Annotated in this window: 24 protein-coding genes and 1 tRNA gene; 14 read left to right on the forward strand and 11 right to left on the reverse strand. The window is 60.0% G+C overall.

The window, feature by feature from the left end; translation table 11 throughout:
- Positions 1 to 153: 153 nt before the first annotated feature.
- The 7 genes from soxY (at position 154) to ACP15D_RS13890 (ending at position 6,461) form a co-directional block, all read left to right on the forward strand.
- The gene (soxY, locus tag ACP15D_RS13860; protein ID WP_424958034.1) at positions 154 to 624 is read left to right on the forward strand and encodes a thiosulfate oxidation carrier protein SoxY; all 471 of its coding nucleotides are present in this window, start codon (positions 154 to 156) and stop codon (positions 622 to 624) included.
- 52 nt (positions 625 to 676) lie between these two features.
- The gene (gene soxZ, locus ACP15D_RS13865) at positions 677 to 1,006 is read left to right on the forward strand and encodes a thiosulfate oxidation carrier complex protein SoxZ (RefSeq protein ID WP_424958035.1); all 330 of its coding nucleotides are present in this window, start codon (positions 677 to 679) and stop codon (positions 1,004 to 1,006) included.
- 61 nt (positions 1,007 to 1,067) lie between these two features.
- On the forward strand, positions 1,068 to 2,759 hold the full coding sequence (gene soxB, locus ACP15D_RS13870) for a thiosulfohydrolase SoxB (protein WP_424958036.1): 1,692 nt from the start codon (positions 1,068 to 1,070) through the stop codon (positions 2,757 to 2,759).
- A 21-nt stretch (positions 2,760 to 2,780) separates the two neighbouring features.
- Positions 2,781 to 4,082 carry a sulfite dehydrogenase gene (soxC, locus tag ACP15D_RS13875; protein ID WP_424958037.1) on the forward strand — a complete coding sequence of 434 codons (1,302 nt, stop codon included), beginning with the start codon at positions 2,781 to 2,783 and terminating at the stop codon, positions 4,080 to 4,082.
- A 51-nt stretch (positions 4,083 to 4,133) separates the two neighbouring features.
- Positions 4,134 to 4,778, forward strand: coding sequence for a c-type cytochrome (locus ACP15D_RS13880; RefSeq protein WP_424959238.1), 645 nt, complete (start codon positions 4,134 to 4,136; stop codon positions 4,776 to 4,778).
- Positions 4,779 to 4,788: 10 nt separating this feature from the next.
- Positions 4,789 to 5,151, forward strand: a complete 363-nt coding sequence (locus ACP15D_RS13885; protein ID WP_424958038.1) for a c-type cytochrome — start codon at positions 4,789 to 4,791, stop codon at positions 5,149 to 5,151.
- A 26-nt stretch (positions 5,152 to 5,177) separates the two neighbouring features.
- The gene (locus ACP15D_RS13890) at positions 5,178 to 6,461 is read left to right on the forward strand and encodes an FCSD flavin-binding domain-containing protein (protein ID WP_424958039.1); all 1,284 of its coding nucleotides are present in this window, start codon (positions 5,178 to 5,180) and stop codon (positions 6,459 to 6,461) included.
- 221 nt (positions 6,462 to 6,682) lie between these two features.
- Here the strand turns inward: ACP15D_RS13890 and ACP15D_RS13895 are convergent, their stop codons facing one another.
- From ACP15D_RS13895 to ACP15D_RS13920, 6 genes are all read right to left on the reverse strand, one after another.
- Entirely contained in the window at positions 6,683 to 7,306 is a 624-nt protein-coding gene (locus tag ACP15D_RS13895; RefSeq protein WP_424958040.1) for a response regulator transcription factor, read from the reverse strand.
- A gap of 1 nt (position 7,307) precedes the next feature.
- Positions 7,308 to 9,803: a PAS domain S-box protein gene (locus ACP15D_RS13900; RefSeq protein WP_424958041.1), complete on the reverse strand. Its 2,496-nt coding sequence runs from the start codon at positions 9,801 to 9,803 to the stop codon at positions 7,308 to 7,310.
- Positions 9,804 to 9,839: 36 nt separating this feature from the next.
- Positions 9,840 to 11,009, reverse strand: coding sequence for an acyl-CoA dehydrogenase family protein (locus tag ACP15D_RS13905; protein ID WP_424958042.1), 1,170 nt, complete (start codon positions 11,007 to 11,009; stop codon positions 9,840 to 9,842).
- Between the two features lie 92 nt (positions 11,010 to 11,101).
- Complete coding sequence (locus ACP15D_RS13910) at positions 11,102 to 11,404, reverse strand: hypothetical protein (RefSeq protein WP_424958043.1); 303 nt, start codon at positions 11,402 to 11,404, stop codon at positions 11,102 to 11,104.
- A gap of 35 nt (positions 11,405 to 11,439) precedes the next feature.
- Positions 11,440 to 11,718, reverse strand: coding sequence for a Nif11-like leader peptide family natural product precursor (locus tag ACP15D_RS13915; protein ID WP_424958044.1), 279 nt, complete (start codon positions 11,716 to 11,718; stop codon positions 11,440 to 11,442).
- Between the two features lie 304 nt (positions 11,719 to 12,022).
- Entirely contained in the window at positions 12,023 to 12,643 is a 621-nt protein-coding gene (locus ACP15D_RS13920) for an FMN-dependent NADH-azoreductase (RefSeq protein ID WP_424958045.1), read from the reverse strand.
- A gap of 313 nt (positions 12,644 to 12,956) precedes the next feature.
- On the opposite strand from ACP15D_RS13920, the gene ACP15D_RS13925 reads away from it, so the two are divergent.
- From ACP15D_RS13925 to irrA, 5 genes are all read left to right on the forward strand, one after another.
- Positions 12,957 to 13,589, forward strand: coding sequence for a peroxiredoxin (locus ACP15D_RS13925; protein WP_424958046.1), 633 nt, complete (start codon positions 12,957 to 12,959; stop codon positions 13,587 to 13,589).
- Positions 13,590 to 13,809: 220 nt separating this feature from the next.
- Positions 13,810 to 15,087 carry a fatty acid desaturase gene (locus ACP15D_RS13930; protein WP_424958047.1) on the forward strand — a complete coding sequence of 426 codons (1,278 nt, stop codon included), beginning with the start codon at positions 13,810 to 13,812 and terminating at the stop codon, positions 15,085 to 15,087.
- 73 nt (positions 15,088 to 15,160) lie between these two features.
- Positions 15,161 to 15,577 (forward strand): group I truncated hemoglobin, encoded by a 417-nt coding sequence (locus tag ACP15D_RS13935; protein WP_424958048.1) that lies wholly within the window; start codon positions 15,161 to 15,163, stop codon positions 15,575 to 15,577.
- A gap of 49 nt (positions 15,578 to 15,626) precedes the next feature.
- A complete protein-coding gene (locus ACP15D_RS13940; RefSeq protein WP_424958049.1) occupies positions 15,627 to 16,703 on the forward strand; it encodes a 2Fe-2S iron-sulfur cluster-binding protein in 1,077 nt (358 codons plus the stop codon).
- Positions 16,700 to 17,296 (forward strand): iron response transcriptional regulator IrrA, encoded by a 597-nt coding sequence (gene irrA, locus ACP15D_RS13945; RefSeq protein ID WP_424958050.1) that lies wholly within the window; start codon positions 16,700 to 16,702, stop codon positions 17,294 to 17,296. Before ACP15D_RS13940 ends, irrA begins: the two co-directional genes overlap by 4 nt.
- 82 nt (positions 17,297 to 17,378) lie before the next feature.
- Here irrA and ACP15D_RS13950 read toward each other — a convergent pair whose 3' ends face one another.
- A complete protein-coding gene (locus ACP15D_RS13950; protein ID WP_424958051.1) occupies positions 17,379 to 17,717 on the reverse strand; it encodes a carboxymuconolactone decarboxylase family protein in 339 nt (112 codons plus the stop codon).
- Between the two features lie 167 nt (positions 17,718 to 17,884).
- Positions 17,885 to 18,148, reverse strand: a complete 264-nt coding sequence (locus tag ACP15D_RS13955) for a DUF1488 family protein (RefSeq protein ID WP_424958052.1) — start codon at positions 18,146 to 18,148, stop codon at positions 17,885 to 17,887.
- 661 nt (positions 18,149 to 18,809) lie between these two features.
- On the opposite strand from ACP15D_RS13955, the gene ACP15D_RS13960 reads away from it, so the two are divergent.
- Positions 18,810 to 19,856, forward strand: a complete 1,047-nt coding sequence (locus tag ACP15D_RS13960; RefSeq protein ID WP_424958053.1) for a TolB family protein — start codon at positions 18,810 to 18,812, stop codon at positions 19,854 to 19,856.
- Positions 19,857 to 19,871: 15 nt separating this feature from the next.
- Here the strand turns inward: ACP15D_RS13960 and ACP15D_RS13965 are convergent, their stop codons facing one another.
- Both ACP15D_RS13965 and ACP15D_RS13970 read right to left on the reverse strand, forming a co-directional pair.
- On the reverse strand, positions 19,872 to 21,167 hold the full coding sequence (locus ACP15D_RS13965) for an MFS transporter (protein WP_424958054.1): 1,296 nt from the start codon (positions 21,165 to 21,167) through the stop codon (positions 19,872 to 19,874).
- A gap of 106 nt (positions 21,168 to 21,273) precedes the next feature.
- Positions 21,274 to 21,360 (reverse strand) — tRNA-Leu (locus ACP15D_RS13970).
- A 324-nt stretch (positions 21,361 to 21,684) separates the two neighbouring features.
- On the opposite strand from ACP15D_RS13970, the gene ACP15D_RS13975 reads away from it, so the two are divergent.
- Positions 21,685 to 22,725 (forward strand): AI-2E family transporter, encoded by a 1,041-nt coding sequence (locus tag ACP15D_RS13975; RefSeq protein WP_424958055.1) that lies wholly within the window; start codon positions 21,685 to 21,687, stop codon positions 22,723 to 22,725.
- Positions 22,726 to 22,982: 257 nt separating this feature from the next.
- Here the strand turns inward: ACP15D_RS13975 and ACP15D_RS13980 are convergent, their stop codons facing one another.
- A complete protein-coding gene (locus ACP15D_RS13980; protein ID WP_424958056.1) occupies positions 22,983 to 23,336 on the reverse strand; it encodes a hypothetical protein in 354 nt (117 codons plus the stop codon).
- Between the last annotated feature and the right edge of the window lie 30 nt (positions 23,337 to 23,366).

A 23,366-nucleotide genomic window follows, 5' to 3' on the forward strand; every position in this document is an offset into this window, starting at 1 on the left:
CTTGATTGCCCGAGAGCGCTCTTCCCTCGATCAATTTCTAAGTCAGTACTTTCACGTATTGCAAGTACGAATTGTCATATGATAATTTTTCGATGTGTTGAGGTTGACGCGCCCGAAGAGGCGAAAAATCAAACAACCTCTGGGAGGGAATTGATGAACGAAACACGCGTGACGCGTAGCCGCCGCGACTTCCTAATGCTGTCCGTTGGCGGGCTCGCCGCCGTGGCTTTGTCGGCGACTTCGAGCCACGTGCAAGCAGCCGTTGCGGATGTCGATACGATCGTCACCAAGCTGACCGCGGGCAAGAAGGTCGCTGACGGCCGCATCGCCATCGAGCTCCCGAGCATTGCTGAGAACGGCCTCGTTGTGCCGCTCAATTTCACGGTCGAAAGTCCCATGACGGCTGATGACTATGTGAAAGCGGTGCACATCCTCGCCGATGGAAATCCGAACCCGCAGATCGCAGATTTTGCTTTTACGCCGATGAGCCCCAAGGCGTCGGCACAAATTCGCATTCGGCTGGCAAAAACCCAGAATGTGATCGTCGTGGCCGAAATGTCGAATGGCGATTTCTATTCCACGAAAAAGGAAGTGAAGGTCACGATCGGCGGCTGCGGCGGCTAGGTCGCGCTCTGTCATCGTCTCTGCATGCAAAGCCCTAGAGGGAGTGAGCCCAATGGCCTCCAACATTAAGCCGCGCGTTCGCATGCCGGCAACGGCCAAGGCCGGTGAGATTATCGAAGTTAAGACGTTGATCAGCCACGAAATGGAGAGCGGTCAGCGCAAAGATGCGGCCGGCAAGATCATTCCGCGCCACATCATCAATAAGTTCACGGCCACCTTCAATGGCAAGGAGATCATGACCGTCGATTGGCACCCGGCCATCTCGGCCAATCCCTATCAGTCGTTTCTCGTGCGCGTGCCCGAGAGCGGCGTTTTCGAGTTCAGCTGGTTCGACGACGACGGTGCTGTCTACAAGTCCGAGCACAAAGTGACTGTGTCGTGAGGGTGCCGCGTCGGAGAAATCACCGCGTAACAGCATGCATAGCTCGGCTGAGAGTGTTCCCATGATATCTCGGCGCGAGTTCTTTATTGCAGCGACCGCATCGGCGGTTCTTGCGGCCGGCACTGGCGTTCCGCTCGGGCGTCTGTCGGCTGCCGGGCGTCTGTCGCAGGAGGACCTGCTTTCCTTCGACGCCGTTGGCAACGTGACGCTCATGCATGTTACCGACATTCACGCCCAGCTTGTCCCGATCTTCTTTCGCGAGCCGTCGGTTAATCTGGGGGTGGGCGACGCCAGAGGGCGCGTGCCCCACATCGTCGGCGCTGAGTTCCGCAGGGCGTTCAAGTTGAGCGACGGCTCGCCGATGTCCTATGCGCTCACCTATGACGATTTCGCCGAACTGGCCAGGTCGTATGGCGCAATGGGCGGCCTCGATCGTATTGCCACGGTCATCAAGGCGGTTCGCGCCGAACGCGGCGATAAAATGCTTCTGCTCGACGGTGGCGACACCTGGACCAACAGTTGGACCTCATACAAGACTGAGGGCCAGGACATGGTCGACGCCATGGCTTTGCTCAAGCCCGACGCGATGACCGGCCACTGGGAGTTCACGCTCGGCGAGCAGCGCGTGCGCGACCTCGTCGACAAGCTCGGCTTCGCGTTCCTCGCGCAGAACGTGCGCGACAACGAATTCGAAGAGAAGGTCTTCGAGACCTCGAAGATATTCGAGCGCGGTGGTGTGAAGATCGGCGTTATTGGGCAGGCATTTCCGTTCACGCCAATCGCTAATCCGCGCTGGATGATGCCGAATTGGTCGTTCGGCATCCGCGAGCGCGAGATGAGCGCCGAGGTGGAATCGCTTCGCGCGCAAGGCGCCGAGCTAGTCGTCGTTCTCTCCCACAACGGCTTCGACGTTGACCGCAAGATGGCTGAGCGCGTGCCGGGCATCGATGTCATTCTCTCTGGTCACACGCACGATGCGCTCCCCGAAGTGACGGTCGTCGGCAAAACGTTGATCGCCGCGACCGGCTCGCATGGCAAGTTCGTCTCCCGCCTCGACCTCGATGTGCAGTCGGGACGCATAGCCGGGTTCCGCTATCGCCTCATTCCAATCTTCGCCGACGTGATAGCGCCCGACGCGGAGATGAGCGCCTGCATCGATAAAGCCCGCGCCCCCTTCAAGCAGGACCTGACGCGCGTTCTCGGCACAACGGACGGGTTGCTCTATCGGCGCGGAAACTTCGACGGCACGCTCGACCAGGTGATCTGCAACGCCGTACTCGAGCGTCGCGACGCGGAGATATCTCTGTCGCCCGGCGTTCGCTGGGGCGCCAGCTTGCTTCCCGGACAGCCGATCACGTTTGAAGACGTCACCAACGCAACGGCGATGAGCTACCCGGCTTGCTACCGCAGCGAGATGACTGGCGAGCGTCTGAAGGAGGTGCTCGAGGACGTCGCCGACAACATCTTCAACCCCGATCCCTACTACCAGCAGGGCGGCGACATGGTTCGCTGCGGCGGGCTTGGCTACACGATCGACATCTCTCAGCCGATGGGCAAGCGCATCTCCAACATGACGCTATTGCGCAAAGGCGAGCCTATCGATGCCTCGCGTACCTACACGATCGCAGGCTGGGCAAGTGTCAATCAAGGCACGCAAGGACCGCCCATCTGGGACGTCGTTTCGGATTACATCGCCGAAAAGAAGACCATCAAGGTCTCAGGCACATCACCCGTCGAGATCAAAGGCGCGTGACGCATTGGCAGGGCAGGCAGTATGAGCGAAGAGAAAACCAATAGCGGCAATGGCGCAGGCTCGAGGAGGCAATTCCTAAAAGCAGCGGGATTGACAGGCGCGGCCGCAGCGGCGGGCGGAAGCGCAGCCCTGGGGCAAACGCTGACTGGAGTGCAGCCGAAAGCAGAAGAGCTGCCGCCCAACGTTCCAGATTGGTCGCGCTATCTCGGTGAGGGTGTCGCTGATCGTCCCTACGGAAAGCCATCCAAGTTTGAGGCGAACGTCATTCGTCGCGATGTCGAGTGGCTCACTGCCTCGCGTCAGAGCTCGGTGAACTTCACGCCCTGGCACCAGCTCGATGGGATCCTGACACCCAACGGGCTTTGTTTTGAGCGCCATCACGGTGGCGCACCCGACGTCGATCCCGATGCTCATCGTCTGATGATCCATGGTCTCGTCGATCGGCAGCTGATGTTCTCGATGAGCGACATCATGCGCATGCCGCGCGTCAACCGCGTGCACTTCCTCGAGTGCGCTGCAAACAGCGGCATGGAGTGGCGTGGCCCGCAGCTAAACGGCTGCCAGTTCACGCACGGGATGATCCACAACGTCATGTACACGGGCGTGCCGTTGAAGGTGCTGCTCAACGAGGCCGGGCTCAAACCGAACGCCAAGTGGCTTCTCGTCGAGGGCGGCGACGCCTCGGGCATGAACCGCTCGCTTCCTCTTGAGAAGGCACTGGACGACTGCCTCGTCGCTTTCAAGATGAATGGCGAAGCCCTCCGACCTGAGCAGGGTTATCCGCTCCGTCTCGTCGTGCCGGGATGGGAGGGCAACATCTGGGTCAAATGGTTGCGCCGTATCGAAGTCGGCGACATGCCTTGGCTCGCCCGCGAGGAAACCTCGAAGTACACTGACTTGATGGCCGATGGCCGGGCGCGCCGCTACACGTTCTTCATGGACGCCAAGTCCGTCATCACTAATCCCTCGCCACAAGCCCCGCTCAAGCACCGCGGGCGCAACGTCCTCACCGGCATCGCCTGGTCCGGGCGCGGCGCCGTCACGCGAGTCGACGTGACGCTCGACGGCGGCAAGAGCTGGCAGGAAGCGCGCATCGACGGTCCAATCTTCGAACGTTCCGTCTCCCGCTTCTATGTCGACTTTGATTGGCAGGGCGAAGAGCTGCTCATCCAGTCACGCTGCCACGATAGCACCGGATACCTGCAGCCGACCAAGAGCGAACTGCGTAAGTTCCGCGGCGTCAACTCGATCTATCACAACAACGGCATTCAGACCTGGTTGGTACGGGCGAATGGCGAAACCGAGAACGTGGAGATTACCTGAGTGCGCATTCTCCTCATTGCTTCTGCAGGAATGTTGCTTGCGGCGACCGCCATGTTCGCAACAGAAGGTGCGACGGTAGCGAAAGAGGCAGCCAAGGCGGAGGCCCAGGCGCAGCTCGGGTTGGGAACGCCTGCAACGCCTGAACAGATCGCTGGCTGGGACATCGATGTTCGACCGGACGGCCAGGGTTTGCCCCCAGGCAAGGGGACGGCAGCTCGTGGCGAAGCCATTTTCCTGGAGCAGTGCGCAGCCTGCCACGGCGACTTCGCCGAAGGTCGCGATCGCTGGCCTGTGCTTGCGGGCGGCAAGGGAACGCTCAAGGCGGACCGGCCGGAGAAAACCATCGGCTCCTATTGGGAGTCGGCCTCGACCATCATCGATTACGTACACCGCGCGATGCCGTTCGGAAACGCCCAGTCATTGAGCGGTGACGACCTCTACTCGGTCGTCGCATTCCTACTGAACATGAACGACGTCATCGATGATCCGGAGTTTGAACTCAGCCGCGAGAACTTCACTTCGATAAAGATGCCGAACGCAAACGGCTTCTATGATGATGACCGCGAGACGACCGAAAAGGAGTTCTGGAACGCCAAGGCTTGCATGAAGAATTGCAAGCCTAGCGCGGAGGTCACCAAGCGCGCCGTCATTCTCGACGTAACGCCCGACTCCAAGTCTGCGCCGAGCGTGGATTGAGAGGCATCAGATGAACCGCCTCCGCATGCGCTTCCGGATTATCGCGCAGTTGCTCGCTGTAAGCGCGTGCGCGGCGACGTTCGCCCACGCAAACGAGGATGTTGAGTACGGCGCATACCTATCCAGCGAGTGCGTCACCTGCCACCACGCGCAGGCGAACGGAAAAATCCCTTCTCTAGACGGACGTCCTCCGCAGGAAATTGTCACGCACCTCAGCGCCTTCAAGACGGGCGCACGGCAAAGCTCAGTGATGCAGCAGATCGCAAGTCGGCTGTCCGATGCCGAGATGATGGCTCTCGCCGCTTACTTCGCGTCTCTCGCAACATCAATTGAATGCAAAGAAACAACTCAGCCAAGGCCGACGCCATGCTGAAGAACTGATTTTGGGAGGATAGAAAAATGACAATCACGCGCCGTAGATTTGCAATTGGTATTGGGCAGGCCGTTGCGGCATCGACCGCCTTCGGATTGGCGGCTCCAGTGCTTGCAGGCGCTAAGCCCAAGGTTGTGGTTGTCGGCGGCGGCGCCGGCGGTGCCACTGCAGCAAAGTACATCGCCAAGGACTCGGGCGGCGCTATCGACGTGACGCTTGTCGAGCCGTCGAAGATGTTCGTCACATGCTTCCACTCCAATCTCGTCATCGGCGGCGTGAAGACGTTGGAGCAGATTTCACACAGCTACGATAAGCTTTCGAGCAACTACGGCATCAAAGTTGTGAACCAGCGGGCGACCGCAATCGACAAGGACGCTCGCAAGGTCACGCTCGATGACGGCAGTACGCTGGAATACGACGCGCTCGTCCTCTCGCCCGGTATCGACCTCAAATACGACAGCGTTCCCGGCTGGGGTCGCGAGTTTGAGGACGTGATGCCCCATGCTTGGAAGGCCGGCCCGCAGACGATGCTGCTGAAGCAGAAACTCGATGCGGTGCCTGATGGCGGCTTGATCGTCATGCTTGCGCCCCCCAATCCGTACCGGTGCCCGCCCGGGCCCTATGAGCGCGTCTCGATGATGGCGCACACGCTGAAGCGCGCGGGAAAGACCAAGAGCAAGATTATCATCCTCGATCCGAAGGATAAGTTCTCCAAACAGGCCCTGTTCCAGGAGGCCTGGGAGAAGATCTATCCCGGCATGGTCGAATGGTTCAGCCCGGCGATCTATGAAACGGTGAAGTCCGTCGATCCGAAGACCGGCACAGTGGAGACCGGATTTGAGACCTACAAGGACGCAGCCCTTGTGAACGTGATCCCCGCGCAGATGGCGGGTGCCGTGGCGCGTGATGCCGGCCTAGTTGATGCAAGTGGGTTCTGCCCTATCGATCCAGCGTCGATGTTGTCGACTCTCGATCCAAACATCTACGTCATTGGCGATGCTTGCGTTGCCGGCGACATGCCGAAGTCGGCGTTCGCGGCCAATAGCCAGGCGAAGGTTGCCGCGAATGCTGTTCGCGCGCGCCTCTCGGGCAGCAAGGCGTTTCCGCCGCGCTACCAGAATATCTGCTGGAGCATGATCGACGACGACTATGCGGTCAAAGTCGGCGGACGTTACGAGCCGAAGGACGGCAAGATCACTGCGGTGGAGAATTTCGTCTCCAAGACGGGAGAGGATGCCGCGACCCACAAGCTTACCCAGGAGGAGAACATCGGCTGGTACGAAGGTATCTCCGCCGACATTTTCTCTTGATCGCGTCGCCCTAGGGCGACGGGAAAAACACGGGGAGGCAGCGCCGAACGGAAATCATGGGTCCGTTCGGAGTTCCCCCCTATTCCGGAATGATCATTGGCAGCGACGATCGCGCCGGTCCCGATGGTGGCATCGCCGCGTTCAAAAACCGCGCCGCATTCCGCGGGGAGCCGCCGTGCGCACAAGCGCCTGTTGACCGGCTATTGCAGGCAGAGAGTGCGCTAGCTCTGTGCGTGCAGCATCTCGATCAGTTCACCGAGCGAACGTGCCCCGGTCTTGGCCATGATCGTGGCGCGGTGCCCTTCGACCGTGCGCACCGAGATATTGAGCGCCGCGGCAATCAGCTTGTTCGGCTTGCCGGTCCGCAGAAGATTGAGCACTTCCATCTCACGCTTCGTTAGCGCAGCGAGACTCTTGTTGCATTCCTGTCTGCGCGCTTCCTGATCCCAGATGGCCCCGTAGGTGGTCAATGCCGACTGCACGGTATCGAGCAGCAGTTGATCGTTGAACGGCTTCTGCAGGAACTCGATCGCGCCAGCCTTCATCGCTCGGACTGCGATCGGCACGTCGCCGTGCCCCGTAATGATGATGATCGGAATGAGTGATCGAGACGCCTTCAGGCGCTCCTGCAACTCGAGGCCGCTCATGCCCGGCATGCGAATATCGAGAATGATGCATCCGCGCGTCCCCGGCGTGAAGTTGGCGAGAAACTCGTCTGCCGAACCGAACACCTGCGCCTTCAGCTTGACCTGCTCCATCAGCCATCGGATCGCATCTCGCACGGCAGGATCGTCGTCGACGATGAACACGGTTGGGGCGTTCTTCTTCATAGGCGCCGTTTGCATGTCAGCTTTGCTTCCAGTTTGGTAGGATCAGTCCGAACGTAGTGCCGCGAGGTGACGTCGACTCCAGCCACAGCTTGCCGCCGTGCGCCTCGATGATGCCCTGGCTGATGCTCAGGCCGACGCCCAAGCCGGCATGCTTGGTGGTGAAGAACGGCTCAAACACCCTGTCGACATCCTCTTTCGCGCAACCGCGGCCGCTGTCTGCTACCAGGATCTTCGTATGCTTATCGCCATCTGCGGACGCTGTGATCCGCACCGTCCGCGTCGCCTCGTCGATCTGCGCGAGCGCATCGACACTGTTCCGCACCAGGTTGATTAGAACCTGCTGGATCTGCACTGCGTCTGCGTAGACGAGCGGAGCATTCTTCGGAATGCGCAGCTTCAGCTTGACGTTGTTGTGGTGGATTTCCGTCTGCATGAAGCCGATGGCCGATTCTACCATGCTACGAACGCAGGCGCGCTGCCTGCGTATCTCCTGCTTGCGCGAGAAATTGCGAATACGTACGAAAATTTCATCGGCGCGCTCCGCTTGGCTGACGATTTGCGTGAGGCCGTGCTTCAAGTCGCTTGCCTTGGCATTTTCCGGCTCGAGCTTGCGCAAGCACGTCTGCGCATACGTCATGATCGCGCACAGCGGTTGATTCAGTTCGTGCGCTAGGCCCGACACCATGCCGCCGAGCGTGCTGAGCCGCGCTACGTGCGTCAGCTCGGCCTGACGTTTGCGATCGACCTCCTTCGCTTCGATCAACGCAGTCACGTCGCGCCCGGTGACGATGAAGTGCGTGAGATTGTTCTCCTTGTCCTTCAGCGGGCTTATGGTCATCTGCAGGTGGTAGGAGCGATCATCCTTGGTTCGGTCACTCAGGAGAAACTCCAGCTTCCTGTCATGCCCGATGGCTTTCCACAGATCGGTACGCAGCCGCCCCTCGCTGTCGAGAAACTTCGCCGGGCGTCCGACAATGTCGTCGCGCTCGTACCCTGTCAGCGCTTCGAACGCGGGGTTGATGTATTCGACGCGCCCCGAATAGTCAGTGATGATTACCGAGTCGGCCGTTTGCTCTATGGCGCTCGACAGCTTGCTCATGTGTGCTTCGGCGCGCTCACGCGCCAGCTCGCTCGCGATCCACTGCGACATGAGCTTCAAAGTCTCGCGCTCGGCGGCCGAGAACGGCCGGTTGCGAGGCTTGGCGCCGATGAAGCACAGCGTGCCGAACGGCTTGCCATCGATGACGATGCGCATGCCGATGTAGGCTTCCATCGGACAGGCCTTGTACGTGGAGTGATTACGCCATTCGGTGTGCGACGCGCACTCGAACGCAACTGGCTCGCTCGAGTCCATTGTCGTGGCACAATAGGTCTTCTCCAGCCGCAGCTTTTGTCCAGCGGCAAAGCGGGGAATGTCTGCGATCGACTCCAGCACGGTGAACCAGCCTGCATCGATCCGCGAGAGAATGCCGATCGGCACGCCGAACTGCTCGCAGCCGAGCCGTAGCACCCGTCTGATCTTCTCCGAACGGCTGAGGTTGCTATCGATGCCAATGGCGTGGAACGCCCGCAACGCATTCGCAATCAGGCGCAGTTCGACGACCGCCTCTGTGCGCTGCCGCTCCGCTTGAATTCGAAGCGTCACCTCTTGCAGCACCAGCATCGCGCTTCGCCGTCCGTCGGGCAGCGAGAATGCAGCCGCCGTCATCTCGATGAACGACGAGCCGTTGGCCGATGGCAGCTCGAATATCTCGGGTGGCAATCTACTGTTAGAGCTGATTGCGGCGTCGAGCAGCAGATTGATGCGCTCGCGTTCCTGCTTCGGGAATAGTGCACTCAGCGGCTGGCCAATCGCGTCGGCCTCGGTCGTTGCCAGCAGTTGGCGCGACTGCCGGTTGAGCGTGCGCACCTTGCCGTCCGGATCGGTGGCAATGACGCCGATCGGCTCGTTGTCGAACAACCCTTCGACGTATTGGGCCGCGCTCGGCTGCAGCAGCGGAAGCACTTCCAGTTGCACGTGAGCATTGGCGATCGCCGCTTCCTGATAGCGCAGACGCTGTTGGCGACGTTCGGCGGCATCCGTAAGAACCGCGGCCAGCCCATCTGCATCGGACGTTGGCCAAACCAGCACCTCATGGCCCAGAAACGGACAGTACATGAGGTCCTGGCGCAGCTTTGAGCTGACGGACTCTTCGCTGAGGATGAAGATCGGTAAGCGCTTGTCGAGTGAATGAATGCGCTGCGCGACGATGACCGGATCTTCGACTTGTGCGCCAAGTAGAACGGCGTCAATCAGCTCGACGCCCAGTTCCAGCGTACTTTGTAATAACGCGGTGTTGGGAACCGCTTCTATGTGATGCCGGCAGGACAGATTGTTCACGACATGGAGCTGAAACTTCCGCTCCACATTCACGAACGCAAGATTGCACACTTCGCTTCGGTCAGGCGCCATCGGGTATGGTTGAGCCGACCGCGGGCGGCCTTTGTCCGATTTTTCCAGCGAGCCGACCATCAGATGGCTTCCCGTGTTCTATTGTCAGCTAGCCAATTAATCCGCGAGGAATGGTACTCCCAGCAACGACTTGCCGATCCAGGTTCGGAGCAGATCGGTTGACGGAGACATGAGATGCACCGCGCGCACGTCGCGCAGGTGGCGCGACAGCTTTGAGCCTTCAGCATATCCCCGCCCGCCGGTCAGGGTCATGGCCTCGTTGACGATGGTGACAGCGCTGTCGGCCACTTCGGCCTTGCTCGCCATCAGCGCCATTAGCGCATCTTGCTCGCCTGCATCGAAGCTCGCCGCCGCGCCGTAGATCAGGCGGCGTGTGCGCTCGAGCATGCCCCACAGCGTGCCGAATCGGTGCTGGATGATCGGCGCTTGCGCCAGCTGGCCAGAATGTACGTGGCGGCGGCGTTGGATATGTGTGCGTGCTTCCTCGAGCGCACTAGCGGCGATGCCGAGATAGGTCGAGGCGATCGCAACGACGAAGTACGGCGTGATCACATTGAAGATGTACCAGATCTGGTCGCCTTCGCGCCCCAGCAGGTTGGCTTTCGGTACCCGCGCGCTGCGCAGGATCATTGAGCGCGAGGAGTTCCCGCGCATGCCAACGCCATTCCACGGTGCACCCCAACTGACGCCCATTGTGTTGCCTGGAACGACAACGCAAGAGAACTGCCCCGCGGGGGCGCCTGGCGAGCCGGCCACCGCCGACACGACATACGAGTCGGCATAGCCGCCATTGCTCACGAATACCTTCTCGCCCGACAGCGAGTAGTGGTCTGGCGGCACGGTATTCAGTTGTGTTTGCGGAAGATAGAAGTGGACGCCCGTGCCCGTCTCGCTGAGCGACAGTGTCGTTAGATGTTTGCCTTCGCAGATCGGCTTCAGAAAGTCTTGCTGCTGCGACGGGGTCGCGTTGACCGAGATGACCGAAGTGCCGACGCAGTGCATGCCAAAGCAAATGCCTGTCGATGCACATTCACGGCTGAGCTCTTCGCAGACTTTGGCCAGTGTGAGCAACCCTTGGCCGAGCCCGCCATACTGCGTCGGAACCACGAGGCCACCGAACCCGCTGGCAAGGAGAGCGCGCAGGCTCTGCTCGGGCCACATGGCGTCGCGGTCGACTTGGTCGGCGTGCTTCGCAACGACGTCGTGCGTGATTTCCTTCACTTTGCGCAGGATCGCCGCCTGGTCGTCCTTGTGCCAAAGGTTCATACGGTTTGAGCCCTTTTGCCGTTCTTCAAGTGATAAGGGGAGGACGAGCCCCCCCTTATACGCCGACTATAACCGGCCAAGTGGTAGGTGGGCTAGTGATGCTCGACAAGCGAGAATGAAAGGACTTTCTCGACTGACTCGAGCCTGTTGGCGCCGGCGCCGACGACGCACATCCCGTGCTTGTCGCAGCCCCAAAGCGCATAGGCATTGAACTGCTTCAGGTCGGGTGGAAGCTGCTCGCGATGTGGCATGTCGCGGGGCTGCACCTTGTCGCCATTACGCTCCGCGGCGAGCTCACTACGAATGCGAGTCAGCTCCTGCATCAGGTCCTTGGCATTTTCGCCGTCCCAGGAACCAACGACGCGCCCCTGGATGGATTTGATTTCGTTGCTCATTGCTTCACTGCCTATAGCTCTGTTGCTAATCCAGGTCAGAACCGGTCAGCAATCATGCGGATAACTTTCCTCGGCAGGATCCAGTCCTGCCCCTGCTTCTGTTCCTGGACGGCGATCATCAGGTCCTCACGCGAGAAGTGAATTCCCCGTTCCTTCGCCATAGCCAGGTAAGCGTCGATGAACGCCTTCTTGTCGGGCGTCGCGTCGAGCTTATCGAGCAACGCGGGATCACCCAGCAGTATCTCTCCGAACGCCTTCATCTCTCGCTCGAACGGCCGAGATTCAGCATCTCTTTGAAGCGCTTTCTCCAGCATGGTTGTTTCCTAAATGTGGTTTTCAACTTTCTTGCTCAAATGAATGAGCGAGGGTTGATAATGGCCGGCATGCTAGGTTTGTAAATGCGTGGGACGCCGTAGAAAAGTTGACCACCGCACGAGCTACCTGGACACTAGTCCAGAGATATCCCGCGAATAAACACGTAAAAGTACGCGGGGCTTGTTCGGCGCATATTTGAGCCCGATTGCCGATGCGGATGCTCTCGATCTGACGCCGTCCGCACGCATTCTCTCGCCTTGTTGCCGGTCTCGATTGCCGCACAACACGCGGCCAGAATTGCGCTTACGCGGCGAGGGCCTGCGCTTCCGCGACGCCCTTTGCCAGAGAGGCCTCGGCCTCTCCCGGTCCGAGCAACGTCTTGTCTACGGTCATCGACCGCACGTCGCCGATGCCGAGGAAGTTTAGCCAGGCGGTCAGGTAGGAACGCTGATAATCGAACTGATCTTCCGATAGGCCACCATCGCCGTACGCAAGGCCGCGCGCGCAAACAAGAAGCGCGCTCTGCTTCTTCAGCATGCCATCGAACCCGCTCTCGCCGAATAGGAAGGTGACATCCTTCTGAGTCACGAGGTCAACGAGCTGCTTGAGCCGATAAGGCACGCCAAAGTTCCACATTGGAACGCTGATCACGATCTCATCGGCATCGCGGAAGCGCTGGCCCAGTGCTTCGATGGCCTTCCACACGTTCTTCTGCGCTTCGGTGAGTGGCTGACCAGACAGACCGGCGTACTTCGCGTCCAAAGCATCGCCGTCGAACGAGGGAAGATCGTCCTTCCACACATCGAGGTTGTCTACTTCGACGGGGCCCTTCTTACGCAGCGCGTCGATGTAGGCGTGCGCCACGTGAGTGGATGCAGACCGTTCACCGCGCGGAGAAGCTTGAATGTAGAGCAGGCGTTTCATTTCTCTCCCTCATTGCGTGAGGATTATCGCGTCCAGAATGATCGTTGGCGGCACGCAGGGGATGGTCGATCGTGGACGCGGTTAGCCATCACGTACCGCCCGTAGTGTCTCGGCATCGAACCACATCGATGCCGTACCAGTTAGCGAGGTCGATTACGTGCGCGCGCGTAGTCTAACGGATAGCTGGTGAGTATCCGGTTCGATAAGGCTCAGCTCACCACGAGGGGAAACGTGGCGTCCTGATAGGGCGCGCCTGCATCGCTGTTCGCGCTCCTATGGACGAATACCCAATCAATCCAAGGAGTGTCAGACGGTGATATCGCTAGGCCAGACAGCGCCGGATTTTAGCCAGGAAAGCAGCCGCGGAACGATCAACTTTCACGAGTGGCTAGGCGACTCGTGGGGCATCCTCTTCAGCCACCCCAAAGATTATACCCCCGTTTGCACCACCGAGCTCGCAGTTGCGGCTCGCCTGATGCCGGAGTGGGAGAAGCGCAATGTGAAGGTCATCGGCCTCTCGGTCGACACAGGCGAGAACCACGTCGGTTGGGAGAAGGATATTGAGGAAACGCAGGGCCAGTGCTTGAACTTCCCGGTCCTCGCGGATGCCGATCATAAGGTCAGCAAACTCTACGGGATGATTCACCCAGACACCGATCCGACAATCACGGTGCGCACCGTCTACATCGTAGATCCGAACAAGAAAGTTCGGCTGACGATGACATATCCACCGAGCACGGGACGCAATTTCGAAGAAATTCTGCGTGTCATCGACAGCCTGCAGACCGCCGATCGACACCGCGTTGCAACACCGGTGAACTGGCAGAAGGGCGAAGCTGCAATCATTCCACCCAGCATCTCAAATGACGATGCCAAGGGGCTTTTCCCTCAAGGCTGGAAAGAGCTGAAGCCGTACCTGCGCATCGTCGAGCTCCCCAAAGAGTGAGTGAAAATTCGGGGCCCGCGCACTGCAAAAAATACGTGCCGTACGTATGCGTCCGTATTTTCACGGATGGTGGAGCGGGAGCTTCGAGCGCTAACTTCGACGCATTCTAATGGGATTTGGCGGCCCTTTCTTTCCGCCAAGGGGAAGGCCAGAAGACACAAAAGTTGTCTTCGAAAATTAGCGGCTCAGCGGCCGCCGATCGTAACTAAAGGGAGAAAACATGAAGAGGTTGATATTGGGCCATCTCGTGTACCTCTACACGCCCCTGGGCGTGTTGGCGTGCACCTTTGGTATCCTGAAGGGCGGCATCTGGGCCTGGCTGGGCGTCGCCATTTTTGCTGTCAACATTATCGTTGATACCCTGACCGCCCCGCTTCATCTGCGCGGCGCCGCATCAGACAGGGATGGCTCGCCTGCCGGCGTGCCGGGCATCCTCAACGGGATGATGTACTTCCAGCTGATGACTTTCATAGGTCTGCAGCTCGCTCTTGCTTGGCGCGTCTACCAGTACGTGGCTGGCGTTCCGATGGAGATGATGAGCTGGAACGGCATCGAGTACATGAACGGCATCGATACGTGGACGCTCGTTGGCGCCACGATCGGCGCCGGCATGCACCAGGGTCTTGGCATCATCTTCGGCCATGAGCTGGCGCACACGAAGGGCATCGGCTTCCTCATCTCACGTTGGATGATGGCGCTGTCCGGTACGGCGCACTTCTGCTTCGCGCACGTCTACAACCATCATCTCGAGCTTGGCCGCGCTTGGCTTGGCCCTGAGGGCAATAAGATGGGAGACGACACCGACCCCGCCACTGCTCCGCGCGGCCGCTCGATCTACAAGCACTTCATCGTCTCGCACGTCGGCCAGTCGTACTTCGGCATTCTGACCGAGAGCAAGCGTCTGAAGCGCATGGGCAAGTCGTTCCTGTCGCTGTCCAACCGCTGGATACGGGGCTATCTGATGAGCCTGCCGACCATCGCCCTATTTTCCTACGCGGGTTATGCCGCCAACGGCGCTGCCTCGGGCGTCCTCATCGGCCTCGCCGTCATGCTCGTCGTCTGGATCATCTCCAACTTCGAGCTCGAAGCGCTCAATTACATGGAGCACTACGGCCTCATCCGCGTGAAGGGCGAGCCCATCGAGTATCGCCACTCGTGGGACAACGACACCATCTTCACCAGCTGGGCGTTCATCGAGATCGGCCGTCAGGCTGACCATCATGACCGGGGAGAGACCCACTTCTGGGAGCTCACCGGTGTAGGCGGGCCGCCGACTGGCGCACCCAATGCGCGCATTGGCTACTACACCGAGTTCGTTCTCACGCTCGTTCCCCCGCTCTGGCACTACATCATGCGCCGGAAGCTGGCGATCTGGGATCGTGACTTTGCGACACCGGAAGAGCGCAAGATCGCGGAGAAGATCAACAAGGCCGTCGGCTACGACCTCGACCCGCGCAAGGTGCAGGGTAAGCGGCTCGAAGTCAGCTACGTCGCCTAATAAGAAAGCAAACAAAACTTAAAGAATGCGATCCGCCAATCCCGGCGGATCGCAGCACCGGGAGGAGAATAAAATGTCTGCAGGAGCCCAAGTTATGGCGGAGGCGCCCACGATGGACGTTGCACCCGCTGGCGAACCTTCACTGTACGAGCGCCTCGGTCGGCGTCCACGCATCGAGGAGATCGTGGAAGTCATCTGGGCCAATCACACGTCAAATCCGCAGATCATGCAGCGCTACGTGAATAGCAACCCTGTGGAGGTGAAGCGCCTCGTCACGGAAATGTGCTGCGCTGGTTTCGGTGGTCCTGAGGCCTACACCGGCAAGGACATGATTTCCGCTCACCGCGGAATGAACATCAACGAGGCCGAGTTCATCGCCGTTTGCGACGACGTTCTCAACGCGCTTGAGAAGTGCAACGTCGGCAAGCGCGAGCGGGATGAGATCCTCTGCATTCTCTATTCGCTCAAGCCAGAAATCGTCCGCCTTTGAAGGTCGATCTTCGCGGCTAACCCGATCTACAGAGCACGAGACTTCCTAGATGTTCAGCTTCTTCAAGAAGAACAAGGGCCCATTCAACGCCACCATTATGCCGATGGGGAAGACGATCTCTGTAAAGGGAGGTTCGTCTGAGAATCTGCTCAAGGCGGCGTTGGAGAACGGGGTCAAGTGGCCGTACAACTGTCGCGTTGGCAGCTGCGGCTCATGCAAATGCAAACTGTTGAGCGGCAACATCAAGCCGCTCAACGATTTCAGCTATGTCCTCAGCGGCGAGGAGATGGACCAGGGGTACATCCTTGCGTGTCAGACGATGCTGCGCAGCGATATCGAGGTTGAAGTAAACGTCGCCGACGACAGCGCCGTTCTCGCCAATACGCGGCGCGTCGAGGGCAGGATCAGCCGCGTCTCCCCGCTGACCCATGACATCCTCGATGTCGGCATAGAGCTATCGGATGAGTTCGCCGACTACCTTCCAGGACAATACGCTGATGTGTCCGTCCCAGGTGTCGTCGACAAGGCGCGCTCCTATTCGTTTTCGAATGCGCCCGGTCATGAAAAGCAGAACACGGTCAGCTTTTTCATCCGCCGCGTTCCTAATGGGCAACTCACCGAATGGCTGCATTCGGGGGACCGAGTCGGCAGTTCAATCACGCTCGATGGTCCCCACGGATCGTTCTACTTGCGCGACCCAGGAGGCTCTCTGCTGCTGATGGCTGGCGGGAGCGGTTTGGCACCGATCAGAGCGCTGCTACAGCAGTTCGTTGCTGAGAAGCGCAAGGAGAACGTCACGCTGGTCTTCGGTGCGCGCACGCGGCAGGACCTCTACTGCCTCGATGAGATCAACGATTTTGCGCGCCAATTGAATGGCCAGTTTACCTTCCTGCCTGTCCTGTCCCAGGAAAATGGCGCAAGCGGCTGGGAGGGAGCCACGGGCCATTGCCCTGACGCAATCTCGCCAGCGATGTTCGCTGGTTCTAGCGGTCAGGCTTATCTCTGCGGACCGCCAGCCATGGTTGATGCAGCCGTTGGTAGGCTCAAGGCGGTTGGCCTCAAAGACTCGCAGATCTTTTTCGATAAGTTCCTCGATGCATCATCGATGCCGGGAGGTCGCGCATGACCGATACGCACAATACGCTGTCTTTCATCAAGCAGCAGACGGAAGAAGCCACGGCTACGGCTACGGCAACTCAACGCACGCAATCGATGCGCTTGACCCCACCCGCGGCCTGCGAGGTCGGCCGCGATCCCGTAGAGATTGTAACAAGCCGCATGTGCGCCCTTTGTACCAAAGCGTGTGCAACACGCGAGCTTGGTGGCAGGCTGCGTGAAGCAGGACTGCGGCCCACGCGTCAGCGTCTCCAGCTTGCGAAGCTCCTATTCAGCAACGGCGATCGTCACTTCACTGCCGATATTCTGCACGAGGATGCAATGCGTGAGCGCATCCCTGTCTCATTGGCGACAGTGTACAACACGCTGCAGCAGTTCACGCAGTCCGGCATGATCCGCCGCTTGGCTCTTGACGGACAGAAGACCTGGTTCGACACCAACGTGTCTGACCATCACCATCTCTTCTATGAAGGCGACGATGCAATCGTCGACGTGCCGGATGGCTATTTGACGGTAACGCGGCTGCCACCCGTGCCGGATGGCATGGAGATTTCGCGCGTGGAAGTGGTCGTACGAGTACGCCGTCGCGACGAGAGCCGCTGAGCCGGCCGACAAATCCGAACGCCCGTCCGTTCGGTGTATAGAAAGCCCGCGAGAAGCATATCCTCGCGGGCTTTCGCCATTCTTAGGATTCCAAGCTTGCCACCGCGTCCATCGCGCGCGCCGAGTAGACGAGGGCCGCGCCGGCATTCATGGCGACAGCGACGCCGAGCGCCTCTGCAACTTCTGCCGACTTCGCGCCGGCTTTGACGGCAGCCTGGGCATGAAAGGCGATGCAGCCGTCGCAACGCGTCGTCACGGCCACGGCCAGTGAGATGAGCTGACGGGTCTTTTCATCGAGGTTGTTGGTCTTCGCGCCCGCGCCGGAGGCCATTTTATACCCCCCCACAGTGTCTGGCGACAGCGCCGCAAGTTCACCAATGCGCTGACCGAGATCTTCGCGGTATTTCGCCCAATCGAACATGTTTCTCTTCCCTAGACTTCGTTGTTATTTCGCACCCTACCAACCAGAAGGTAGGCTGTAAAGGCGCAGTTGTATTCAGCCGCGTGCGCGGCAACGGCAGTGCAAATTGGAAGCGGTGAGTCTGCGCAATTGAGCCAGCCGCGCGGAGCGCTGGCGGACTTCGGAAATCAGACGTTCTCTTTACGGATTACAATGTTGGGACCATCCAAGAGACCGCGCTCGAAAATGCGCCTGGCAGCGTCCTCTAAGGTCGCGCTATGGCGTCCGAATGCGTCGAGAAACTTTTCCCGCTCAAGTCGGGGGTTGTTCTCCAGCTTTTCCAGTGCCGCCGCACGCACCCAGCAGGTGAGCAGGCGCTTCCCCGCCATCATGTTGAAACGCACCGCAAGCCCTTCGGCGACGGCTTCTTCGTCTGTGCGCGTTAGTGCCATCTCGTTCCGTCGTGTCGATTTCCGTGAATTGGCCTCACAGCGATATCCGCAGCGAGAGTTTCGACGCGAAATAGAACAGTCCAAGGAGTGGCGAGCAATCATTTTATTTCACTATGAATTGGACGTCAGACCAAGGCTCATCGCGGAAGAAACGGCGCGTATAAATACGCATCCGCCGATCCTCCCTACGGATTCCATAGAGCCGTTTGTCGATTAAGTTCTGTGGGTCGTGCTTTCAGCAGCTGCCAGCTTTGGCGCCACAAAAAGCGAGCAAGAAAACGAAAGGAATTCGCGCCATGGTTCACAGTGAGGACGAAACGCGGTCCCGTAGGCTTGCACGGGCGCAAAAATTATCGGCTTCGAGAATCTGAGGGTGAGCTGTTTGTAATGCCCGCCGCCTGGGGCGCGTTACAGGCAGCGCGCGGTGCGGCAGTGATCTTTCGGGACGCTGCCGCACATGTGTCTTGATGCGACTATGCTCGCTGGACTATGCGCTCGGGAGTCGAAGCCCCTTGCTCGCCTGTCCGCCGTTCCTATGAACTCCGGGCATTGCGCGGTCAAGCGGGGAGCGTCGCCGTGAGTTATCCAATTGTTGAGGCACCTTCGATACCCAAGCCTTGGCAACGCCGAGGACGCACCGCCTGCCGCAAAGGAGATGCCAATGCCGATCCGCTTGGGAGTCGCGCTAGTGGCCCTCCTTACGCTTGCGTCGTGCGAGGATGACAAGCCATGGAAGAGCCTTCATCTATCCACCACGTCGGCCAACAAGACGCATTATTCGTTTCTCCATGGCAAGGAGGGCGAGACGGAGCGTCTCGTCGTCTACTCACCTGAGGATCGCTCGCTTGAAGTCTACCAAAGCGCCACCGGTCACCTCTGGCCGGCGACGCTCTTGATCGGAGATGCATTTCTGGTGACTGACGCCCCGCAAACTAACCCACCATTTTCTGCGGCAGGCCTCCAAAGCACTCTATTCCGATGCGGTGGTGACAAACCAGTATGCGAGCCTCTGCTGTCGAGCGTCGAAGGCATCGGCAGTAAGTTCGTGTTGCCTGATGGCGCGTTGCTGTACGCCGCGTCGCCCTTACAGAGCCGGACCGATCCTCGCACAAAAGGCCAAATTCTCGCCTATCGCCACTTTGACTTGTTTCTCTTCCGATCTGGCGCCGAGCCGCGCAGGCTCACAGATGTTGGCGCGGTCAGCCTGACATCCGTCTCTGCCGGCGGAGACGTCATCGCATTAGAAATGATGCAAGCCAACAAGCGCAGCGACAGTCACATCTACAGCGCGAAAGTGGGGAAGGACTTCGAGCTGACCGACTTCGGTGGTGACACAAGCAAGCCGTGCATCGGTCATGGCAAGAACTATAATTCAAAACCAAGTCTATCGCCCGACGGTAAGCACATAGCTTTCCTCAGCTCATCCCGCAGTTCCAAGGAAGCTGGCGGTTGGATCTACGATATAGTCGTAGCGAACCTTGCGTCGAAGAAACCCATCGCGGTCATTCCGCCGAGCGCCAATGCCGCTATGTCGCTTTCGAATCCTGTATCCGTCGACAACGATGTCGTGCGCTTCATTGAGCGGACGGGCGACCGCTACGTCTTTAAGCAGTTCGATATTGCGACATCAGAGACGAAGAATCTCGGCACTTTGGACGTCCGAGACATCCTCTCCGCGCCCACGCTGCGGATCGGCGCGCCACGTTGAGATCGACCATGGCGCCTATCCGCGCTGTAACGCGGGCACGGCCCCACGCTCGCCAAATCGCCCGAGCCCCAGCAACGCCAGGAACGTGAGGACAGCGGCGCCGAGTAGATAATATCCGACCGCCGAGATGCCGTAGCTCGTTGCCAGCGTCGTCGCGATGTAAGGCGCCAGAGACGCACCGAAGATGCCCGCCGCGTTGAACGCCAGCGACGTCCCCGTATAGCGCACTCCGACAGGAAATGGCTCCGACAGCGCCGTGCCGAGCGGCCCGTACGTCAGCCCCATCAGCGCCAAGCCGACGATCATGAAGAGCACGACCGATACCACGCCTCCCGAGCCGAACATCGGCTGGAACAGCAGCCCGAATGCACCGATCAGCGCCGTCGCCCACAACAGGACGAGCCGCCGGCCATAGCGATCCGCCAGCCAGGCCGAGAGTGGGATGGTCAGTCCGAAAAAGATGACACCGATCATCTGTATCGGCAGGAATTCCTGCCGCGTGTATCCGAGCGAGCTGATACCCCAGCTCAACGCAAACACGGTCATCAGGTAGAACAACACGAACGTTGCCAGAGCGCCGAACGTGCCGAGTACGAGCAGCCGGGCATGACGCGCGAACACCGTGACAATAGGCATCTCCACGCGCTCGTCGTTTTCGATCGCCCGCTTGAACGCCGGTGTCTCGGCAATGCGCAGCCGCACATAGAGCCCCACCAGCACCAGCGTCGCGCTGGCAATGAATGGAATGCGCCAGCCGAACGACATGAACTGCTCGTCCGTCAGTGTCTCGGTGATGATGAGGAAGATGCCTGTCGAGCACAGAAAGCCGATCGGCGCGCCGAGTTGGGGAAACATTCCGAACCAGGACTTTTTCGACTCCGGTGCGTTCTCTGTCGCCAGCAGCACGGCGCCGCCCCACTCGCCGCCGAGGCCCAGGCCCTGGAAGAAGCGGCAGGCAGCCAGAAGGATCGGCGCCAGGATGCCGACGGACTGATACGTCGGCAGCAAACCGATGATCACCGTCGAAAGCCCCATCGTCAGCAACGCTGCCACTAGTGTCGCCTTCCGGCCGATTCTGTCGCCGAAGTGCCCGAACAGCATGGCGCCTATTGGCCGTGCAAAAAACGCGATCGAAAACGTCGCGAACGATTGCAGCGTCGCTGTCGTTGGGTCGGCGTTGGGGAAGAATAGGTGCGGGAACACCAGCACCGCGGCCGTCGCGTAGATGTAGAAGTCGAAGAATTCGATAGCCGTGCCGGCGAGGCTTGCGAGCAGCACGCGGCGCGTCGAGACGTTCTCTGTATCGGCCAAAATGCCTGCCCCCTGGAAATGCTTCCCGCCGTGGAAATGGAACGCTGTCCAAGGGGGCACAGTCGGAAAGGCCACGCTTGCGGACAGTTTAAAGTGCTCTCGGAGGTGGTGCCCGGAGTCGGAGTCGAACCGACATACCCTTGCGGATGCGGGATTTTGAGTCCCGTGCGTCTACCAGTTCCGCCATCCGGGCGACCTTCAGAGGCGGGGCATTGCTACAGCCTTTGGTAGGCGATGGGAAGTCCCCAATCTGCGGCAGATTCCGGGTCCCGGTCGCCCCAGCCACGCCGCGCGCCGGACGGCGCATCGGTCCCAAAAGCCTCGGCATCAGCGCCTCGCCAGTGGGAGAGGCAACCAGCATTGAGACTTTTTTCATGCGCTTGAGGCTCCTTCATGCGGGGAGGTTTCGCCTCGACTTCGAGCCCTCGCGTGCCACGATGCGCCGGACCAGCCGCTGAAGGGAACCTCACGCGCGAGCCGGGCGTTGCCGGGCGCGGCCATTCGCAAGGAACAGAACGTGCCGATCCGCTCCGCCGATTTTCCCGAAGCCGACTTCGTACGCCGGGTGCTCATTGTGGTCGCCATTCTGGCCGGCGCCGCGGCACTCTATATGCTCGCCGACATTGTGTTGCTTGGCTTCGGAGCGGTGCTTCTCGCCGTCGTGCTTCGCGCCATTGCCGAGCCGCTCCAGCGCATGACCGGGATCGGTCCGAAGCTTTCGCTGCTCGGTGCCGGATTAGGTGTTCTGACGCTCATTGTCGCCGTCGGCGTGCTGTTCGGTTCGCAGATCAGCAGCCAGCTCAGCGAGCTTATCGAGAAGCTGCCGGCCGCGACGGCGGCCCTGTCGAAATCGGAGCCGTTCCAGTCGGTCTCGCAGCTTCTGAAGGGATCCTCCGTCGGCAATCTCCTTGCCAGCGCCCTGTCCTGGGGATCGACCATAGTCGGTAGCCTCGCCACCCTGTTCGTCGTTCTCATTGCAGGAGTCTACATCGCTGTCGATCCGCAGACGTATCGCAACGGTCTCCTGATGCTGTTTCCCAAGGGGGCGCAAGAGAAAGTCGCTGCCACATTGAATGACGCGGGAGACGCACTGCGCCTATGGCTCGGCGCTCAGCTCATCGCCATGGTGCTGGTCGGCGTTCTCTCCGGCATCGGTCTGGCGCTCATCGGCGTGCCGTCCGCGCTCGCCCTGGGCTTTATCGCTGGCGTGCTGGAATTCGTTCCCATCGTCGGCCCGGTGATGGCCGCGGTACCCGCGGTGCTTCTTGCCTCCACGCAGGGCTGGGAACTGGCCGCATGGACCATCGTTCTCTTCATCGCCGTGCAGCAGATCGAGAGCAACATCATCATGCCGCTCGTTTCCGGGCGCGCTGTCGATCTGCCACCTGCAGTCGGTCTCTTCGCGGTCATCGCGATCGGCATTCTCTTCGGGCCGCTCGGACTTCTTTTCGGCTATCCGCTCGCCATCGTCCTCGATGTGGCGGTGCGTCGGCTCTACGTGCGCGAAACTCTCGGCGAGGACGTCGCCATCGCCGGCAAGGAGATCGAAGACGCCTGACGGCGCCGCGACACGTCTCACTTCCAAGATCATCACCGCCGCGCAGCGGCCAGGGCCCAAGGGGCTCCGCCCAAGGCGCGGCTCTCAACTTGCGAGCCGCCGAAAGACAGCTCTCGCCGCCGCCACTGGTGTCACTTCCAGGAATAACTGCGCAGCCAGGGCGCAAGGCGCCCCGGCGCGAGCGCCGGCTGTCAGCTTGCGAGGGCTCGACAGCACAACCTCGCCGTCGCCGCTGGTGTCACTTCCAACAGAGAGCTTCACTTCCAAGAATAAGTAGTTCTTCCCGTGTGGTGGCGATGCTCTGTGATCTGCACGTGATCTCCAACGTGCGGATCGGTCTTCTTCATCGCCATGACCGTCACTTTGCGGCCGCCCGCGTCGAGAGCCACTTCCACAGACAGCCCTTCTTCGACGAGTTGCGAATTCTTGATGTTGAGCGGACCAACCGCCACGACGGTCGCCGGCACCCGCACATTGTCGATGCGCGCGTCATAGTCCTCGTAGACGAAATAGGCCGCAATCGCGACCAGCGCCGCGGCGCCGATTGCGATCTTCTTTATCCGCTCGATCCACAACGTGCGCTCGAGCTTGCGCCGCGTTTCCTCACGCATGGCGGTTCTTCCTTATTGGTGTGCCCGCAG

Source organism: Hyphomicrobium sp. 1Nfss2.1, from assembly GCF_965243865.1.
In the GTDB taxonomy this organism is placed as follows: domain Bacteria; phylum Pseudomonadota; class Alphaproteobacteria; order Rhizobiales; family Hyphomicrobiaceae; genus Hyphomicrobium_A.

Coding starts and splice junctions, on each gene's coding strand:
- soxZ (WP_424958035.1), top strand. CDS start 677: ATGGCCTCCAACATTAAGCCGCGCGTTCGCATGCCGGCAACGGCCAAG.
- ACP15D_RS13880 (WP_424959238.1), top strand. CDS start 4,134: ATGTTCGCAACAGAAGGTGCGACGGTAGCGAAAGAGGCAGCCAAGGCG.
- ACP15D_RS13980 (WP_424958056.1), bottom strand. CDS start 23,336: ATGCGTGAGGAAACGCGGCGCAAGCTCGAGCGCACGTTGTGGATCGAG.
- soxB (WP_424958036.1), top strand. CDS start 1,068: ATGATATCTCGGCGCGAGTTCTTTATTGCAGCGACCGCATCGGCGGTT.
- ACP15D_RS13890 (WP_424958039.1), top strand. CDS start 5,178: ATGACAATCACGCGCCGTAGATTTGCAATTGGTATTGGGCAGGCCGTT.
- ACP15D_RS13930 (WP_424958047.1), top strand. CDS start 13,810: ATGAAGAGGTTGATATTGGGCCATCTCGTGTACCTCTACACGCCCCTG.
- ACP15D_RS13960 (WP_424958053.1), top strand. CDS start 18,810: ATGCCGATCCGCTTGGGAGTCGCGCTAGTGGCCCTCCTTACGCTTGCG.
- soxY (WP_424958034.1), top strand. CDS start 154: ATGAACGAAACACGCGTGACGCGTAGCCGCCGCGACTTCCTAATGCTG.
- ACP15D_RS13950 (WP_424958051.1), bottom strand. CDS start 17,717: ATGTTCGATTGGGCGAAATACCGCGAAGATCTCGGTCAGCGCATTGGT.
- ACP15D_RS13895 (WP_424958040.1), bottom strand. CDS start 7,306: ATGCAAACGGCGCCTATGAAGAAGAACGCCCCAACCGTGTTCATCGTC.
- ACP15D_RS13910 (WP_424958043.1), bottom strand. CDS start 11,404: ATGAGCAACGAAATCAAATCCATCCAGGGGCGCGTCGTTGGTTCCTGG.
- ACP15D_RS13885 (WP_424958038.1), top strand. CDS start 4,789: ATGAACCGCCTCCGCATGCGCTTCCGGATTATCGCGCAGTTGCTCGCT.
- ACP15D_RS13940 (WP_424958049.1), top strand. CDS start 15,627: ATGTTCAGCTTCTTCAAGAAGAACAAGGGCCCATTCAACGCCACCATT.
- ACP15D_RS13955 (WP_424958052.1), bottom strand. CDS start 18,148: ATGGCACTAACGCGCACAGACGAAGAAGCCGTCGCCGAAGGGCTTGCG.
- ACP15D_RS13900 (WP_424958041.1), bottom strand. CDS start 9,803: ATGGTCGGCTCGCTGGAAAAATCGGACAAAGGCCGCCCGCGGTCGGCT.
- ACP15D_RS13935 (WP_424958048.1), top strand. CDS start 15,161: ATGTCTGCAGGAGCCCAAGTTATGGCGGAGGCGCCCACGATGGACGTT.
- soxC (WP_424958037.1), top strand. CDS start 2,781: ATGAGCGAAGAGAAAACCAATAGCGGCAATGGCGCAGGCTCGAGGAGG.
- irrA (WP_424958050.1), top strand. CDS start 16,700: ATGACCGATACGCACAATACGCTGTCTTTCATCAAGCAGCAGACGGAA.
- ACP15D_RS13915 (WP_424958044.1), bottom strand. CDS start 11,718: ATGCTGGAGAAAGCGCTTCAAAGAGATGCTGAATCTCGGCCGTTCGAG.
- ACP15D_RS13905 (WP_424958042.1), bottom strand. CDS start 11,009: ATGAACCTTTGGCACAAGGACGACCAGGCGGCGATCCTGCGCAAAGTG.
- ACP15D_RS13920 (WP_424958045.1), bottom strand. CDS start 12,643: ATGAAACGCCTGCTCTACATTCAAGCTTCTCCGCGCGGTGAACGGTCT.